Genomic DNA, 16,099 nt, shown 5'->3' with positions numbered 1-16,099 from the left:
CGGGGCATGCGGGCGATCTGGAGTGGAGTCATCTCCTTCGGCATGGTGACGGTGCCGGTGAAGATGTTCGGCGCGACCGAGGAGAAGCGGGTCGCCTTCCACCAGGTGCACGCCGCCGACGGCGGCCGGGTGCGGCAGAAGCGGGTGTGCGAGCTGGACGGTGAGGAGGTGGCGCTGTCCGACGTGGCCAAGGGCTACCAGCTGCCCGACGGGGATGTGGTGGTGCTCACCTCCAAGGACTTCGAGGGGCTGCCGGAGGCGATCGCCAAGACCATCTCGGTCGAGGCGTTCGTGCCCGAGGAGCAGATCGATCCGATCATGTATTCGAAGTCCTACTACCTGGCGCCGGACAAGCTGGGCGTGCGCCCCTACGCGCTGCTGCGGGACGCGATGGCGGCCTCCGGCCGGGTGGCGGTGGTGCGGTTCGCGATGCGGGAGCGCGAAAGCCTGGCGGCGCTGCGGGTGCGCGACGACGTGCTGACCCTGGAGACCATGCTGTGGGCCGACGAGGTCCGCAAGCCCGACTTCGACTTCCTGGACAGCGCCTCAAGCACTGTCGAGCCCAAGGCCGCGGAACTGAAGATGGCGAAACTGCTGATCGACTCCTTGAGCACCGACTTCGACCCCGAGGCCTACCAGGACAACTACCGCGAGGCGCTGGAGGAGATCATCGAGGCCAAGGTCGCCGGCCGCGAGGTCGTCACGCCGCCGGCCCCGGCCGACGGCGGCGCGCAGGTGATCGACCTGATGGCGGCGCTGAAGGCGAGCGTGGAGGCGGCGAAGAAGACGCGCGGGGGCAAGGCGGAAGCCGAAAGCGAGGCTGAGGCCGAGAGTGCGAAGCCGACCGCGAAGAAGGCCGCGGCGAAGAAGACGGCCGCCTCCAAGACCGCGGCGTCGAAGAAGACCGCCGCGTCGGCGTCGAAGAGCTCTGCGACGCCGACCCGGGCGGCCAAGGGCGCGCGGGGCACGGGCAAGGCCGTGGACCTGCATAAGCCGGCGCGCAAGAAGCCGGCTACGAAGTCGACCTCAACGCGGCGGAGCGCCTGAATTCGCGTTTGGTGCAAAGGCCTTTTACAGATCGTTTATGATCCGGCGCAGTATTCCGCCGACGACGAGGTAGAACACGGCGGCAATGCCATAGTTCAGCGTCACGTTCAGATCGTGGCTGTCCGGCGTGAACAGGTTCAGGAACCAGGTGGCGAACCACGCCGCCCAGTCGCCGTCCGTGCTCACGATGTCGTTGCCGGAGTTGGCGTTGAGCAGCACGAACACGATGTGCGCGATGATGATGACGGCGATGATGACGGCGACCAGGAAGACGAGGTCTCCGGGCGCGCGTCTGTGGTAGAACCGTGTGCGGGTCTCTGTGCTCATGAGCGAGATCCTCTCTGCGGCTATCCCCGTTCTCTGTAGTAGGCCGGCCACCGCCCTGATAACCCGATCCACGGAACCGAAACGGGCTTCTTCAGACCGCCGGCGCAGCGGGTTTGTGTCGCGGCCGCAGAACCGGATACAAGCTTCGGATGCGACGGAAAAAGGAGAGCCGCCTCGAGCGGCGCCTCAGCGCGGGCAAGGCTTCCACGGGTTCGGCCAAGGGTTCTGCGGGCTCCGCGAAGGGTTCTGCGGGCTCCGCGAAGGTTGCGAAGATTGCGGAGGTCGAGGAAGCCGAGGAGCAGAGCCCTGATCCGGCCGTGCAGCTGTCCGCGCGCAACTGGATGGCAGTGCTCAAGCGCTCCGCGGTGGCGGCGCACACCGACGAGTTGGTGGACCGGGCCGCGGCCCTGACGTACTACGGCTTCCTGGCCGTGTTCCCCACGCTGCTGCTGGCGATATCCGTGCTCGGCCTGCTCGGCAACTCGGCCGTCAACACGGTGCTGAACAACGTGCAGAAGCTCGCCCCCGGGTCGGTGCACGACGTCCTGCGCACCGCCATCACGCAGGTGCGGGCCAGCCGCAGCACGGGCGGGACGCTGGCGGTGGCCGGGGTGGTCGGTGCCCTGTGGTCGGCCTCGGGCTACGTGGGGGCCTTCATCCGGGCCTCGAACACGGTGTACGGGGTCCGGGAGAACCGGCCGATGTGGAAGACCACACCGCTGCGCATAGGCCTGACGATGCTGATGATGATCACGTCCATGGTCAGCGTCATCATCGTGGTGTTCACCGGCCCGCTGGCCGACGAGACCACCCGGATCCTGGGACTGGGGAACGCCGCCCTGACGATCTGGTCGATCGTGAAGTGGCCGGTGCTGGTGCTGCTGGTGGCCGCGATGATCGTGCTGCTGTTCTGGGCCGCGCCGAAGGTGCACAGCGACCGCCGCTTCCGCTGGGTCACGCCGGGCAGCGTGCTGGCGGTCGTGCTGTGGCTGGTGCTGTCCACCGGGTTCGCCACGTACATCGCGAACTTCGCCTCGTACAACAAGACCTACGGCACGGTCGCCGGGGTGATCGTGTTCCTGCTGTGGCTGTGGCTGTCGAACCTGGCCATCCTGCTCGGCCTGGAGTTCGACGTCGAGGTGGCCCGCGAGCGCGCGACGGTGGCCGGCGGCCGGCCGTGAGCAGGCCGCCGACCGGATCAGGAGTCTGTTAAGGCACGACCACCAGCCGGCCCAGGTTCTCCCCGGCGGCCAGCCGGGCCAGGCCGGCCGGGGCCTGCTCGAACGGCAGGCGCGCGCCGACCAGGGTCTTGATCGTGCCGGCGTCGGCCAGCCGGGTCAGCTCGCGGTGGCAGTCGGCCACCGCCCGCGGGTCCTTGGCCCGGTACAGGCCCCAGTGCAGACCCAGGATCGAGTAGTTCTTGACCAGGGCGTGGTTCAGCGCCGGAGCCGGGATGGTGCCGCCGGCGAACCCGACCACCACGATCCGCCCCTCGAAGGCGATGCACTTGGTCGAACCCTGATACGCCTGCCCGCCGACCGGGTCGTACACGACGTCCGCCCCGCGCCCGCCGGTGGCCTCCTTGACGACGGCGACGAAGTCCTCCGCCAGCCGGTCCACCACCACATCGGCCCCGAGCGCCCGAGCGGCCTCGGCCTTGGCCGCCCCGCCGACCACGGCGATGACCCGCGCCCCGGCGGCCTTGCCCAACTGCACCGCCGCACTGCCGACACCACCGGCCGCGGCGTGGACCAGCAACGTCTCCCCATCCCGCAGCCCGGCCCGCCGGTGCAGGCCGAACCAGCCGGTCTGATAGGCCAGCAGGAACCCGGCGGCCTCGGCATCGTCGAGCGACTCAGGGGCCGCGAATACGGAGTCTGACTCCATGAGCGCGTACTCGGCCAGTGCACCGCCCGGCAGCACCGGCGACCCCACGACCCGCGCCCCGGTCTCCACCACCTCGCCGCACAACTCCACGCCCGGCGTGTAGGGCAGCGGCGGCTGCACCTGGTACTGGCCCCGGCACATGAGCACATCGGGGAAGTTCAGCGCCGCACCCAGGACCCGCACCAGCACCTGCCCGGCACCGGGCTCGGGCGCCGGCACCTCGACCGCACGCAGCACATCGGCGGGCTCGCCGTGGGTGGTGACCTGCCAAGCTCTCAACGCGGTGGCCTCTCGCTCGGTGTGGCTTGCACGCCCGATGCTCTCACCCGGCGCGATCGATCACCAGCGCCACCGCGGCATCAAGGTCCCCGGGCGGATGGTTCGGATCAGCGGCCCGCTCATCGCGAGCCCACGCCATGACGCCGCCGTCCAGGACGATCGCCGCCGGACGGTGGGAGAGCAGCACCGGCAGCAGCTCGGCGGCGGCCCGCGACAGCTCCGAGCCGTCCTGGGAGACCTGCGCCAGGATGAGCGCGGACATCGCCCAGTCCTGGGCCGGCGTGCCCTCGCGCGTGTTCGACCAGTCGATGACGACGGGACCGTCAGCGGTGCGGATGACGTTCAGCGGATGCAGGTCCAGGTGCAGGATCGCCGTCGCCGTCCCCGTTCCCGTTCCCGGACCCGCGGCGCCGCGCGGCGGCACGGCGTGCAGCCGCACGAGCAACTCGGCGAGCGTCGCCCCGACCTCGGCGACACCGATCTGCCCGGCCAGCACCGCATCCAGCAACGTCGGCCCCTCGACCCGCCGCATGACGAGGTCTGCCCGTGTGTCGGCGGGCGCGGGGTGGATCTCCGGCACGGGGTAGCCGTGCGCGTGCAGGTGGGCCATGACCGCGGCCTCTCCGGCCTGAGAGCGGCCGTCGCGGTTGCGGCGCAGGACCCAGTTCTCGTTGAGGGCGTAGACGTCCGCGTCGCGTCCGGAGCCGATGAGTTCGCCGAGCTGCATGGTCGAACAGATTAATGCCCGATCCTGCTGGGCCGGGGTGACTAATCTTGGGCGATGTCTCTCGTCGAAATCGAAATCGGCCGTCACCGGTGGGCTGACATGCAGCCGAGCCGGCTCGTTGAAGAGCTTCGGGCCCCGGGCGGTACGGCCCTGTGACCAAGTTCAACGGCATCATTTGCGTCGCGGGCAGTACCTCGAAAGAGGCCATGATGGCACTGGTCGCGGATCAGGTGTCCGGCTTCGAAATGTACAAGGTCGATGACGGCCAGTGGGACTGGTGGAACCTGCCCACGTCGGGTGGTCCCTCCTTCGTGGTGAAGCGCGAGTTCGTCGGGGACCCGCGGCTTGTGCCGGTCGACAACGAGCCCGGGCGCTGCTTCGGCGGGCCGGTGTCCGCGATCGACTTGGATGCCTTCAGCGTCGCCGCCGCCGGTACCGCCGGCTCGTGGCAGGAGTGGCACTCCACGCCTGGCGCGTCGTCCGTCGTGCCGCTGGGCCATTTCCTGGACAAGGCTTTGAGCGTTGCCGGTTACACGGCTCAGGAGGCTCGCGCGGACTACGCTTCTCAGCTGCCGGTTCGTGAATACCTCGGACCGGGCAGGAAAGTCCTGCACTCGTTTCAGGATCCTGTTTATCGGTTCCGTGGAACCGTTGATGACTATCTGGAGCGGGAGGCGGCGCGCCTGTTGCGCTGCGATGCTCTTGTCACGGCGGAGGGGGATTGGCTGGACGATTCCGCCTTTGACGATTCGCCCGACGACTTCTCGGTTTTCGTTTTGAACCATTTACGCCAGCTCGCGGGTGACGTGTCTGTGATGTACCTGCTCTTTCATTCGTAGTCGCATCGCTGTGATCTGGAGGTGCCGTCGGCTTCGTCGATCTCTTGGAGTCGGATGGACGCGCAGGTGCTCCGGTCCGAGTTGTCCGGGCCCGTTTGCCATGCCCGCAGCTGCTCGATCACCGGCGGGGTCGCAGGAGCCTTGAAGCATGCCATCTCCTGCACCCCCACTTCGCAGTCGTCGAGTCCTTCGACGGCGAAGCGGTCAAGCCCCGTGGGCAGGCAGCCGGTCAGGCCCTGGAACACGGCGATGCGTGCATAGGAATGCACCGTCGACTCCCACGCGCGAACCAGGTGATCTGCCGCGTCGTCGGCTGCCAGGCGGCCGAGGCCCTTCGCGGGCGTCTCCAGGCCGCACCAGTCTTCGTCGGCCAACGCCGTCGTGAGCGCGTTCATCAGGACTGGGACGTCCGCGCTATCGCCGCCGGCGGCAAGGACGTCGACGGCGAGGAGACGCAGCTCCGGGTCAGTGCCTGCCGCCCAGTCCCGGGCCCGGCCGACTGCCGCGTCGCCGAGGCCACGAAGCGCCGCTGCGATGTTCGGGAGCGCGCCGGAGCTGCGCAGCTCCGCATTCTCGGCGAAGTCCAAGATGGCGAGCTCGCCCCGTCCTGCCAACTCCAGCAGTTCCCGCCATCGGCCCGGGCTGGTGCCGGCCGTGATCCGGCCGAGCAGCACTTCCGAGCTCAGGTCTTTGATCACTTCCCATTCCGGACGGTTCTTCCGCGCCTCGGTACGATCATCAAGGACCGCTCGAACGCGCTGATGAGAACGGGCCCAGATCGGCCACGGTCCCCAGTCATAGGCCACTTCAGCGAGTTGCTCATCGTCCAATCGGGCGAGAACTTCTTGATCTAGGCCGTCCCAAAGGTCCGCGATCTCCCAATCCCAGACCGCGTCCACGGCTGCTTCCCAGTGCTTGCCTTCGGCCGCGTAGCGTCGAAGAAGTGGAGCCGCGTCGATCCGCCCGAGCTCCACCAGCCAGGCCAGCACCTGCAGCGAATGCTCGACGTCACGCAGCTCCGCGTGTTCTGCTTCCCCGAGCAGGTGGTGGGCGATCGGGTCCAGCGGCAATCCCATGCGATGGATCAAGCATGCGAGATACTCGTCGCGCGATTCGGTCTGGGCGTCCCACCTGGGGTCTCGAAGGACGCAGCCGACCACCAGCTCCCCGGCCTCGGGCTCGGCCAGGGCTCGACGCGCCCCCAGGCCGCGGCCACGCTGAAGTTGCCCGAGAAGGGTCTCCGGCTCGGCGTACTCGAAAACGACCAGGTCATCTGACATCGCAGACGATGATCCCGCCCACGTGGTCGGGCCGCCACAAAATTTCTGGCTGGTGCGGGCCGTGTCTTTGGGTGTTGAGACCTTCGCCCGCCCGCCTGGCTGATGCGCTGGGGCACGCACCCGAGTGCATACCGATGACTTTGCTTCCTGGGACAACCCGCTGAACTGGTGGCCGCGTCTGGAACAGCAGGTATTGCAACCGCTGGGAGCCGGGCGCACGGGCCGGTTCCAACGCTACGACTGGGACCGTCGTGCCCTTGCCGAATGGCGCGAGGTCCCGGCCGTCGGCGTGCTCATCCTCGAAGGCGTCTCCAGCGCTTGCCGAGCGGTTGCGCAGCGACTGACGTACACGGTGTGGATCCAGGTTGATCCGGAGGTACGGCTGCGGCGCGGTCTCGAGCGCGACGGGCAGGAGGCTCTGGGCCTGTGGCGGGGATGGATGGCTGATGAAGATCGGCATTTCGCGCAGGATCAGACCGTCCAGCGCGCCGACTTGCTCGTCAACGGGGACCCGCGGATTCCGCACGAGCCGCGATTGACCTTCGTCCGCAGCCGCTGAACGAATCTGCCCATCCCTGGAACGGAACGGCCACACCAATCTCAGCAGAAACATCGGCATCATTCGCTAACTGAAACTGGGGCTCGCCAACTACGACTGGTAGTCGCACCCGCTGCGATCCGCGAGGAAGCCGCTCACCAGTTGACACGTTCGAACGAAACTTCGAATATGGCCGAGTGGCACTGATCGCGCATACGTTCGAGGACGACGCGGACCGCGCGGCGGCCGTGGCGCGGTTGCGGGTGCTGGTCGGCGGGGATGCGGCTGTCTCAGAGACGTCGCAGGCCAAGGGCTCGAGCGATACGGCGGCCGGTGCGGGCGCCGCGGACGTGCCGGTCCTGCCGGCCCTGCGTCCGCTGATCCCCGGCGGCGTGCTGCGGCGGGGTGCGGCGGTGACGGTGGGGGACCGGGTGCGGCCGTGGGGCGACGCGCCGAGCTACCTGGCGTTGGCGCTGGCGGCGGGGGCGTCGGCGGGCGGGGCCTGGTGCGGGGTGGTGGGGCTGCCCGCGTTCGGGATCGCGGCGGCCTCGGGCATGGGTGCGGACCTCAGCCGCTTCCTGATGCTGGACGAGCCCGGCGAGCGGTGGGCCGAGGCGGTGGCGGTGCTGGCCGGTGCGGTGGACCTGGTCCTGGTGCGGCCGCCGCGCCGGCCCGCCGGCGAGCACGTGCGGCGCGTCGGCGCCCGGATCCGGCGGACGGCGCGCCAGCGCGGGGCGGTTCTGGTCGTGGCCGGCGAGTGGCCGGGTGCGGATCTGCGGCTGCGGCTGACCGACGCGGCCTGGTCCGGACTCGGCGAGGGGACCGGCCACCTGACCGGCCGCCGCGTCACGATCGCCGCCGCCGGCCGGGGCGCCGCCGCCCGCGAGCGCAGCGCGCGCCTCTGGCTGCCCGCCGCTGACGGCGCGGTGCGCGAGTGGGCCGCCGAGACGGATGCGCCGATGCTCCCGGCGGACAGTGCCGAGCGGTTCGGGGTGTCGGCGGAGATCCGGGACGGCGGTGAGGTTGTGCGGTTGTGGAGTGCGTAGCCCCGGCCCCTGCGCTGGCGCCTGAACCGCGCCGACACCTGAACCACTGCCTGAACCACTGCCCGAACTACAACCAGAACTACAACCAGAACCCCAAACCCAACCGCCGCCTAGGAAAGGCACCACCTGTGTCCGCGCCCCCTGCCGTCCCCGACCGGGCGCTGGCCGTGTGGTGCCCGGACTGGCCGGTGGTGGCGGTGGGCGCCGATCCGGACACCGCGGCGGCCGTGGTCGTCAAAGGCGTGATCGTGGCCTGCTCCCCGGCGGCGCGCGTCGAGGGGGTGCGGCGCGGGCAGCGGACCCGGGACGCGCAGCGCCTGGCCCCGGAGCTGATCCTGCACGCGCGCGACGAGGCCGCCGAGGCCCGGGCCTTCGAGCCGGTGCTGGCGGTCCTGGCCGACTTCACGCCGCGGTTCGAGGTAGTACGGCCGGGGTTGGCGGCGTTGCCGGTGGAGGGGCCGGCGCGCTACTTCGGCGGCGAGGATCTGGTGGTGCGGGCGATTCGGGACCGGATTGGGGACGAAGGGGTCGGCGCCGGGGTCGGGGTGGCCGACGGGGTGTTCGCCGCGGCGCTGGCCGCCCGTAGTGATACGCGGGTGGTGCCGGGGCGGACCGCGGAGTTCCTGGCGTCCTTCCCGACCTCGGTGCTGGAGTTGCCGGAGCTGGTCGAGCCGCTGGCCCGGCTGGGGGTCCAGACCCTGGGCCGGCTGGCCGAGCTGCCCGCGGACGCCATGACCGGCCGGTTCGGTGCGGCCGGGGTGGCGGCGCATCGCCTGGCCCGGGGTCTGGACGCCCAGCCTCCCGCGCCGTTGCGTCAGGGTCCTGATCTATCCGTGGAGGCGGTCTTCGACCCGCCGGCGGACGGCTCGGAGCGGATCGTGTTCGCCGCCAAGGCGCTCGCCGACGAGCTGCACACGGTGCTCGCCCAGGCCGGTGTGGCCGGGGTGCGGGTGGCGGTGGAGATCCACGGTGCGGCCGGTCCCGGCGCCGAGCCCGAGGTCTCCTACCGGCTGTGGCGGCACGAAGGACTGCTGTCCAGTACGGCGGTCGCCGAGCGGGTGCGCTGGCAGCTGTCCGGGTGGCAGACCGTTTTGCAGGCGGGCAACCAGACCTCTGATACCGCCGCCGGGTCGATGGAAGCCGGAGCCGCAGCCGCAACGGGAGTCCAAGCCGAAGCCGAAGCCCCCCACGCCGACCGTGGCATCACCCGCCTGCGCCTCATCCCCGACCACCTCGTCCCGGCCCGCGGCGTCCAGCCGGGCCTGTGGGGCGCCGACGAGGCCCCGGATCGCATCGCCCGCGCCGCCGAGCGCCTGCAGGCGATGTACGGCCCGAACGCCGTCACCCTCCCGGCCGACGCCGGCGGCCGCGGCCCCGCCGACCAGGGCGTCCGCACCCCCTACGGGGACCTGCCGCCGCAGACCCCCGAGCCCGCGCCCTGGCCCGCCGCCCTGCCCGCGCCCGCCCCCGCCGACGTCCCGCGCGCGCCGCGCCCGGCCGAGGTCGTCGACGCCGCCGGCCGCGCGGTCGGGGTCTCCGGGCGGTTGCGGATCTCCGCCGGCCCCGCGCAGCTGGTGCTGCCCGAGACCGGCGAGCGGCTCAGGATCCTGTCCTGGGCCGGGCCCTGGCCGCTGGCCGAGCGGTGGTGGGAGCCGGGGCGGGCGGTGCGCCGGGCCCGGTTCCAGGCCGTCACCGACGACGGCCGCGCCTGGCTGCTGGGCGTGCAGGACGGCCGCTGGTCCGTCGAGGCGGTGTACGACTGATGGGCGCCTTCAACCCGGTGATCCGCTGGCGCGAGCTGGAGAAGCGCCTCACCTGGGGCCGCTACGGCGAGGCCGAGCAGGCCGCGCCGGAGACGGCGCCGGCGCCGGAGCCCCGCCGCAGCGCCAAGCTCGACCCGCCCTACGCCGAGCTGCACGCGCACTCCCACTTCTCCTTCCTCGACGGCGCCTCCAGCCCCGCCGAGCTGGTCGCCGAGGCCGCCCGGCTGGGCCTGCACGGCCTGGCCGTCACCGACCACGACGGCTTCGCCGGCGCCATGCAGTACAAGCAGGCCGCCGAGGACGCCGAGCTGGCCACCGTCTTCGGCGCCGAGCTGTCGCTGGAGCTGACCGCGGCGCGCACCGGCGTCACCGATCCGGCGGGCAGCCATCTGCTGGTGCTGGCCCGCCGCGCCGAGGGCTACCGGCGGCTGTCGGCGGCCATCGGCAAGGCGCAGTTGGCGGGCAAGGAGAAGGGCCGGCCGGTCTACGTCCTGGACGACCTGGCCGAGGCCGCGAGCGACGGGGACTGGACCATCCTGACCGGCTGCCGCAAGGGCACCGTCCGCCAGGCACTGGAGCGCCACGGCCTCACCGAAGCCGGCTTCGAGGCGGCCGACGTCGAACTCAGGAAGCTGATGGATCTGTTCGGGCGGCACAGCGTCGTGGTCGAGCTCACCGACCACGACCAGCCCCTGGACGACGCCCGCAACCGCCTGCTGGCCCGCCTGGCCGCCCGCCACGCCCTGCCGACCGTGGCCACCGGCAACGTCCACTACGCCCGCCCCGCCGACTACCGCCTGCACACCGCCATGGCCGCACTCCGGGCCCGCCGCACCCTGGCCGAGATGGACGGCTGGCTGCCCGGCGCGCCCACCGCCTACCTGCGCAGCGGCGCCGAGATGCTCGCGCGCTTCCCCGGGCCCGAGTTCGGCCCCGCCGTGGTCCGCAGCGCCGAGCTGGCCGCCGCGCACGCCTTCGACTTCGACACCGTCAAGCCCGCTCTCCCGGACTACCCGGTCCCGCCCGGCCACACCGAGGCCAGCTGGCTCAGGCATCTGACATACCTGGGCGCGGCGCAGCGCTACGGCTCCGAGAGCGAGAATCCCAAGGCCTACCGACAGATCGCCTACGAGCTCGACGTCATCGAGGAGCTCACCTTCCCCGGCTACTTCCTCATCGTCTACGACATCGCAGAGTTCTGTCGGGCCCGCGGCATCCTGGCCCAGGGCCGCGGCTCGGCCGCCAACAGCGCGGTCTGCTTCGCCCTGGGCATCACCAGCGTCGACTCGGTCCGGCACGGCCTGGTCTTCGAGCGGTTCCTGTCCCCGGTGCGCGACGGGCCGCCGGACATCGACGTCGACATCGAGGCCGGGCGGCGCGAGGACGTGATCCAGCACGTCTACGCCAAGTACGGACGCGACCGCGCGGCCATGGTCTGCAACGTGATCACCTACCGGGCCCGGCTGGCGCTGCGCGACTCGGCGCGCGTCCTGGGCTACTCCCCGGGCACCGTGGACGCCTGGGCGGGCGGCATCGGGCCGCACGAAGGCGTCCCGGCGGCTGGCGAGGACGTGCCCGAGCAGGTCCTGGAGCTGGCCGGGCAGCTCCAGCGCCGGCCCCGGCACCTGGGCATCCACAACGGCGGCATGGTGATCGTGGACCGGCCGCTGGCCCAGGTGGTGCCGATCGAGTGGGCCCGCCGCGAGGGCCGCACGGTCCTGCAGTGGGACAAGGACGACTGCGCGGCCGCCGGGCTGGTGAAGTTCGACCTGCTGGGCCTGGGCATGCTCGGCGCGATCCACGACGCGCTGGAGCTGATCGCCGAGCACCACGGCACCCGCCTGGGCCTGCACGACCTGCCGCAGGACGGGGACCCCGAGGCCGAGGCGGTCTACGAGATGATCCAGGACGCCGACACCGTCGGGGTGTTCCAGATCGAGTCGCGGGCCCAGATGTCCACGCTGCCGCGGCTGAAGCCCCGCAGCTTCTACGACCTCGTGGTCGAGGTGGCGCTGATCCGTCCGGGGCCCATCCAGGGCGGCGCGGTGCATCCGTACTTGCGGCGGCGCAACGGCGACGAGGAGATCACCTACCCGCACCCCACGCTGGAGCCGGTACTGCGGCGCACGCTGGGGGTCGTGCTGTTCCAGGAGCAGGCGATGCAGATGGCGATCGCGGCGGCCGGGTTCACCGCCGCCGAGGCCGACCGGCTGCGGCAGGCCATGGGCTCCAAGCGCTCGCCGGAGCGGATGGCGGAGCTCAAGGGGCGGCTGATGGCCGGGATGGCCGAGCGCGGCATCACGCCGGAGGTCGCCGAGGACATCTACCACAAGCTGCACGCCTTCTCAGGGTACGGATTCCCCGAGTCGCACTCGGTGTCGATGGCCTACATCGTGTGGTGCAGCTGCTACCTGAAGCGCTACTACCCGGCGGCGTTCACCGCCGCGCTGCTGAACAACCAGCCGATGGGCTTCTACAGCCCCGGATCTCTGGTCACAGACGTGCGGCGGCACGGGGTGCAGGTGAAGCGGGTCGATGTGAACGCCTCCGGAGCCAAGGCCACATTGCAGAGCCCTGACACCCCCTACCGGCCGCGGCACCGGCACGCCTCGCCGATCGCGCAGCCGGCGATCCGCCAGGGCCTGAGCAGCGTGCGCGGTCTGGGCGACGACGAGGCCGAGGCGGTGGTCGCCGAGCGCGAGGCCGCGGGCGCGTTCGCGGACCTGGAGGACTTCATCGTGCGCACCGGCCTGTCCCGCCCGACACTGGAGGCGCTGGCCACCGGCGGGGCCTTCGGGTGCTTCGGCCTGGACCGCCGCGAGGCGCTGTGGACGGCCGGGGCGCTGGCCGGCACCACCGCCGGGCACCTGCCGGGCACCGCCCCGGGCACGACGGTCCCGGAGCTGGACCCGCTCACCCCGGTGGAGGTCACGCTGGCCGACCTGTGGGCCACCGGCACCAGCCCGGAGGACCACCCGATCGGCCACCTGCGGGCCCGGCTGGCGCTGCGCGGCGTGACCCCGGCCGCCGAACTGCGCACGGTGCGCAACCGCAGCCTGGTCCGGGTCGCCGGGCTCGTCACGCACCGGCAGCGGCCCCCGACGGCGCACGGCACGTGCTTCCTGAGCATGGAGGACGAGACCGGGCTGATCAACGTGATCTGCCCGGCCCCGGTGTGGGAGGCGCAGCGGAAGGTGGCGCTGGGACACGGAGCGCTGCTGGTCCACGGGACGCTGGAGCGCAGCGACGGGGCGGTGAACGTGGTGGCCGGGCGGATCGAGCCGTTGCGGGCGGGGGTGTCGCGCAAGGCCCGGGATTTCCGGTGATCAGGCGAGTCTCGGGACGATGTCCAACGCGATCCCGAACAGGTCCCGATAGGCCGCTAGGACGGCCGCGTCGTCCTTGAGTACCCGTTCGCGCCGGCCGTCGGCGTCGGTGGTGATGAGCTTGCGGCCGTTCAACGTCACCCGGCCGTCCGGGGTCGGCAGCGAACACATCAGCAGCTGCCGGAACAGCGAATCCGGCGAGGTGATCTGCCACCACCGCCCCATCTCGAAGTCCGCCAGCGCCAGGGCCCGCGGATCCACGCGGTACGCCGGCGAACCGTCGAGCAGCACGTCGAGCAGACCGTCGGCGCCCTCCACGATCTGGAACACCCCGAACGGATCGCGCTGCCGCCCGCGCTCGGCGTACCGCAGCGGCAGCGCGCTGTGCTTCCCGAACCCGACATCGGCGAGCCACACCCCGCCGGCCGCGTCGGTGACCCGCAGCGCCAGGTGATCCAGGGGCCGGTCGGTGAAGGTCTCGCGCGTCGCAGAGTACGTACGCGCGGACAAGCGCTCCACACCGAACCCGACCGACTCCAGCAACGCCGCGAACAGCCCGTTGAGCTCGTAGCAGAAGCCGCCGCGCCGGCGCGCGACGACCTTGTCCATCAGGGCACTGAGATCCAGCGAGATCTCCTCGCCGGGCAGGTGGATGCTCAGGTTCTCGAAGGGGACGGTCGTCACGTGCGCGCGGTGCAGCATGTTCAGGGTGTCGATGTCCGGCTTCAAGGGGCCGGGCGCGCCTATGCGGTCGAGGTAGGCGTCAATCTCATCGGCGCTCAGCTGTGGCACGGCTCGATCTTCTCCCGCGCATTCCGGTACGCGACCTCGAAAGCCTCCTCCGCGCTCACCGCCACATCCGGCTCGACACCCACGCCCTCCCAGTTCGTCCCGGTGACCGGGTTGATCGAGCGGGCATTGGGGATGGAGACCATGATGTGCGGGGTCAGCGGGTACCACTCGGTCGGGTGGGCGCCGCCGCGGGTCGTCTCGCCGATCAGCGTCGCCCGCTTCTGGGTCTTCAGGTTGTAGGCGAGCTCCTCGCCGCCGGAGAAGGTCGTCCCGCTGGTGAGGATGTAGACGGGGCGGTCGAGGTAGCGGCGGCCGTCGACGTGGGCCAGGGTCCAGTACTGGCGGGTACCGTCCTCGACGCGGGAGTAGATGTCGTTGAGATGGGTGTCGTCGTCCGGGAACAGGTAGCTGCACCACAGTTGGACGCCGTTCGGCGCGCCGCCGCGGTTCGCGCGCAGGTCGATGATCAGCGCCTCGGTGTTCGCGACCAGTTCCATGGCCGCGGCGATCGCCGGGGCGCCGGCCGAGGCGTCGGTCACCATGGTCAGGTCCAGATAGCCGATGTTCCCCTCAAGCCGCTCGACGCGCCGGATGCCGTGGTTCTCAGCCGTTATCAGAGCGTTGAAGAGGGCATCGCTGTCCGACTCGTCGAGGTCCTGGGGCTCCTCGCTCCAGATCAGGCGCAGGTGCTTGTCGGCGCAGTGCTCGAAGAAGATCTCGGTGACCCGGGTGCACAGGGCCGGGCCGTTCAGCGCGTCGAAGTCGCCGGCCGACAGTGCCGCGGTGAGGGCGCCGGCGGTCAGGGTCGCTTTGTCCGGGAATATGTACTCGTCGGTGAGCCGCTGCACAGCGGCCTCGATGATCTCCGGGGTCTGCATGTCCGGAACCTACATCAGGCGTCCGCACTATGGAGTGCGCACGCTGTGGGTCACAGCCGTAACGGACTAGTGACCCCTACCGGGATATGAGAACATGCGTGGCGTAGGCAACCCCTGCCCCGAACGCGGCTAAAGATTTCGTTCGGCCGTTTCGACACAAGGACCTCCCTTGGGCTACCTCGCTCTCCTTCGCCTACCCTTCATCACCCGCCTGCTCACCGGCTCCCTGGTCGGCCGGCTGCCCGGCGGCATGTCCATCCTGATGATCCCGCTGGCCCTGCGCCGCTCCGGGATGGACTACGGCTTCGTCGGCATCGCCTCGGGCACCCTGGCCGTCTCCGCCGCGATCGGCGGCCCGGTGCTGGGCCGCCTCGTGGACCGGGTCGGGCAGGTCAAGGTGCTGGTTCCCTCGGCCGCCGCCTCCGGTATCGGCTTCGCCATCCTCGCGCTCGCGCCGGGCAACCGGCCGACCGTGCTGCTCGGCGTGGTGCTGGCCGGGGCGGCCGCGCCGCCGCTGGAGCCGTGCATCCGCATCCTGTGGCCGAAGCTGGTGCTGGCCGAGGGGCTGGCCTCGGCGTACTCGCTGGACTCCGCGGCGCAGGAGCTGATCTTCGTCTCCGGGCCGCTGGTCGTGGCCGGCTGCGTGGCCTGGGCCTCGCCGGTGGCGGCGCTGTGGCTGGGGGCGGCGCTCGGCGCGGTCGGGGTACTGGTGGTCGCGACGACCAAGCCGGTGCGCGGCTGGCGTCCGGAGCCGCGCGAGGCGCACTGGCTCGGACCGCTGCGCAGCCCCGGCCTGGTGGTGCTGCTGACCTCGCTGATCGGCCTGGGTATCGCCATCGGCACGCTGAACGTCGTCCTGGTCGACTACGCCGAGCACCACAAGTTCCCCGGCGGCGCGGGCACCCTGATGGCGATCAACGCCTTCGGCTCGCTGATCGGGGCGCTGGTCTACGGCGCGCGCAGGTGGCCGGGCTCTGCGACCGGCCACCTGCTGGCGCTGCGCGTCGGCCTCGGCGCCGCCTACGCCCTGCTGCTCCTGGTCCCGGCGCCGCCGCTGATGGTGGCGATCATGGTGGTCTCCGGCGTCTGCTTCGCGCCGTCGCTGACCGTGCTGTTCATGCTCACCGGCGAGCTGGCCCCGGCCGGCACCGCCACCGAGGCCTTCGCCTGGCTGATCACGCTGTTCAACGTCGGCGCCGCCACTGGTTCGGCGATCAGCGGCTTCGTCATCGCGCACGCCGGGCTGTCCTCGGCGGCGGTGACCGCGGTCGCCGGTATAGCCGTGGCCGTGCTCATCCAGCTGGCCGGACGCCGCTATCTGCACCACAGCGAGCTTGCAAAAACTCCGGTGTACGCCTGACGAAACTGCA

Annotated in this window: 14 protein-coding genes; 8 read left to right on the top strand and 6 right to left on the bottom strand. The window is 71.1% G+C overall.

The annotated features are described in order from the left end of the window. Window positions 1-6: 6 nt before the first annotated feature. Window positions 7-1,047, top strand: a complete 1,041-nt coding sequence (locus tag ABH926_RS38115) for a Ku protein (RefSeq protein ID WP_370370833.1) — start codon at window positions 7-9, stop codon at window positions 1,045-1,047. 24 nt (window positions 1,048-1,071) lie between these two features. Here ABH926_RS38115 and ABH926_RS38110 read toward each other — a convergent pair whose 3' ends face one another. Then, window positions 1,072-1,374 carry a hypothetical protein gene (locus ABH926_RS38110; protein ID WP_370370832.1) on the bottom strand — a complete coding sequence of 101 codons (303 nt, stop codon included), beginning with the start codon at window positions 1,372-1,374 and terminating at the stop codon, window positions 1,072-1,074. 149 nt (window positions 1,375-1,523) lie between these two features. Here ABH926_RS38110 and ABH926_RS38105 point away from each other — a divergent pair, with 149 nt between their 5' ends. After that, entirely contained in the window at window positions 1,524-2,555 is a 1,032-nt protein-coding gene (locus ABH926_RS38105) for a YihY/virulence factor BrkB family protein (RefSeq protein ID WP_370370831.1), read from the top strand. Between the two features lie 28 nt (window positions 2,556-2,583). Here ABH926_RS38105 and ABH926_RS38100 read toward each other — a convergent pair whose 3' ends face one another. Continuing rightward, a complete protein-coding gene (locus ABH926_RS38100) occupies window positions 2,584-3,540 on the bottom strand; it encodes an NADPH:quinone oxidoreductase family protein (RefSeq protein ID WP_370370830.1) in 957 nt (318 codons plus the stop codon). Window positions 3,541-3,583: 43 nt separating this feature from the next. Beyond that, a complete protein-coding gene (locus tag ABH926_RS38095) occupies window positions 3,584-4,267 on the bottom strand; it encodes a phosphotransferase (protein WP_370370829.1) in 684 nt (227 codons plus the stop codon). 152 nt (window positions 4,268-4,419) lie between these two features. On the opposite strand from ABH926_RS38095, the gene ABH926_RS38090 reads away from it, so the two are divergent. Next, on the top strand, window positions 4,420-5,106 hold the full coding sequence (locus ABH926_RS38090) for a hypothetical protein (protein WP_370370828.1): 687 nt from the start codon (window positions 4,420-4,422) through the stop codon (window positions 5,104-5,106). Here ABH926_RS38090 and ABH926_RS38085 read toward each other — a convergent pair. Next, the gene (locus ABH926_RS38085; RefSeq protein WP_370370827.1) at window positions 5,097-6,386 is read right to left on the bottom strand and encodes a HEAT repeat domain-containing protein; all 1,290 of its coding nucleotides are present in this window, start codon (window positions 6,384-6,386) and stop codon (window positions 5,097-5,099) included. The two genes, ABH926_RS38090 and ABH926_RS38085, sit on opposite strands and share 10 nt — an antisense overlap. A gap of 124 nt (window positions 6,387-6,510) precedes the next feature. Between ABH926_RS38085 and ABH926_RS38080 the strand changes: the two genes are divergently transcribed. The 4 genes from ABH926_RS38080 to ABH926_RS38065 all read left to right on the top strand — a co-directional run bounded on the left by ABH926_RS38080 (window position 6,511) and on the right by ABH926_RS38065 (window position 13,059). Next, window positions 6,511-6,945: a uridine kinase gene (locus ABH926_RS38080; protein ID WP_370370826.1), complete on the top strand. Its 435-nt coding sequence runs from the start codon at window positions 6,511-6,513 to the stop codon at window positions 6,943-6,945. A gap of 176 nt (window positions 6,946-7,121) precedes the next feature. Next, the gene (locus ABH926_RS38075) at window positions 7,122-7,970 is read left to right on the top strand and encodes a hypothetical protein (protein WP_370370825.1); all 849 of its coding nucleotides are present in this window, start codon (window positions 7,122-7,124) and stop codon (window positions 7,968-7,970) included. 128 nt (window positions 7,971-8,098) lie between these two features. After that, window positions 8,099-9,733, top strand: a complete 1,635-nt coding sequence (locus ABH926_RS38070; protein WP_370370824.1) for a DNA polymerase Y family protein — start codon at window positions 8,099-8,101, stop codon at window positions 9,731-9,733. Further along, complete coding sequence (locus ABH926_RS38065; protein ID WP_370370823.1) at window positions 9,733-13,059, top strand: error-prone DNA polymerase; 3,327 nt, start codon at window positions 9,733-9,735, stop codon at window positions 13,057-13,059. The genes ABH926_RS38070 and ABH926_RS38065 overlap by 1 nt, the downstream gene beginning before the upstream one ends. Here ABH926_RS38065 and ABH926_RS38060 read toward each other — a convergent pair whose 3' ends face one another. Together ABH926_RS38060 and ABH926_RS38055 are read right to left on the bottom strand one after the other, a co-directional pair. Then, window positions 13,060-13,851, bottom strand: coding sequence for an arylamine N-acetyltransferase (locus ABH926_RS38060; protein WP_370370822.1), 792 nt, complete (start codon window positions 13,849-13,851; stop codon window positions 13,060-13,062). Then, window positions 13,839-14,729, bottom strand: a complete 891-nt coding sequence (locus ABH926_RS38055; RefSeq protein WP_370370821.1) for a S41 family peptidase — start codon at window positions 14,727-14,729, stop codon at window positions 13,839-13,841. The genes ABH926_RS38060 and ABH926_RS38055 overlap by 13 nt, the downstream gene beginning before the upstream one ends. Before the next feature lie 169 nt (window positions 14,730-14,898). Here ABH926_RS38055 and ABH926_RS38050 point away from each other — a divergent pair, with 169 nt between their 5' ends. Then, window positions 14,899-16,089: an MFS transporter gene (locus tag ABH926_RS38050; protein WP_370370820.1), complete on the top strand. Its 1,191-nt coding sequence runs from the start codon at window positions 14,899-14,901 to the stop codon at window positions 16,087-16,089. Window positions 16,090-16,099 lie beyond the last annotated feature (10 nt).

This window comes from Catenulispora sp. GP43 (assembly GCF_041260665.1).
Classification (GTDB): Bacteria; Actinomycetota; Actinomycetes; order Streptomycetales; family Catenulisporaceae; genus Catenulispora.
The sequence above is the reverse complement of the archived record's forward strand: the minus strand, read 5'-3'. Positions and strand labels throughout refer to the sequence as shown.

Coding starts and splice junctions, on each gene's coding strand:
- ABH926_RS38065 (WP_370370823.1), top strand. CDS start 9,733: ATGGGCGCCTTCAACCCGGTGATCCGCTGGCGCGAGCTGGAGAAGCGC.
- ABH926_RS38110 (WP_370370832.1), bottom strand. CDS start 1,374: ATGAGCACAGAGACCCGCACACGGTTCTACCACAGACGCGCGCCCGGA.
- ABH926_RS38105 (WP_370370831.1), top strand. CDS start 1,524: ATGCGACGGAAAAAGGAGAGCCGCCTCGAGCGGCGCCTCAGCGCGGGC.
- ABH926_RS38095 (WP_370370829.1), bottom strand. CDS start 4,267: ATGCAGCTCGGCGAACTCATCGGCTCCGGACGCGACGCGGACGTCTAC.
- ABH926_RS38085 (WP_370370827.1), bottom strand. CDS start 6,386: ATGTCAGATGACCTGGTCGTTTTCGAGTACGCCGAGCCGGAGACCCTT.
- ABH926_RS38115 (WP_370370833.1), top strand. CDS start 7: ATGCGGGCGATCTGGAGTGGAGTCATCTCCTTCGGCATGGTGACGGTG.
- ABH926_RS38055 (WP_370370821.1), bottom strand. CDS start 14,729: ATGCAGACCCCGGAGATCATCGAGGCCGCTGTGCAGCGGCTCACCGAC.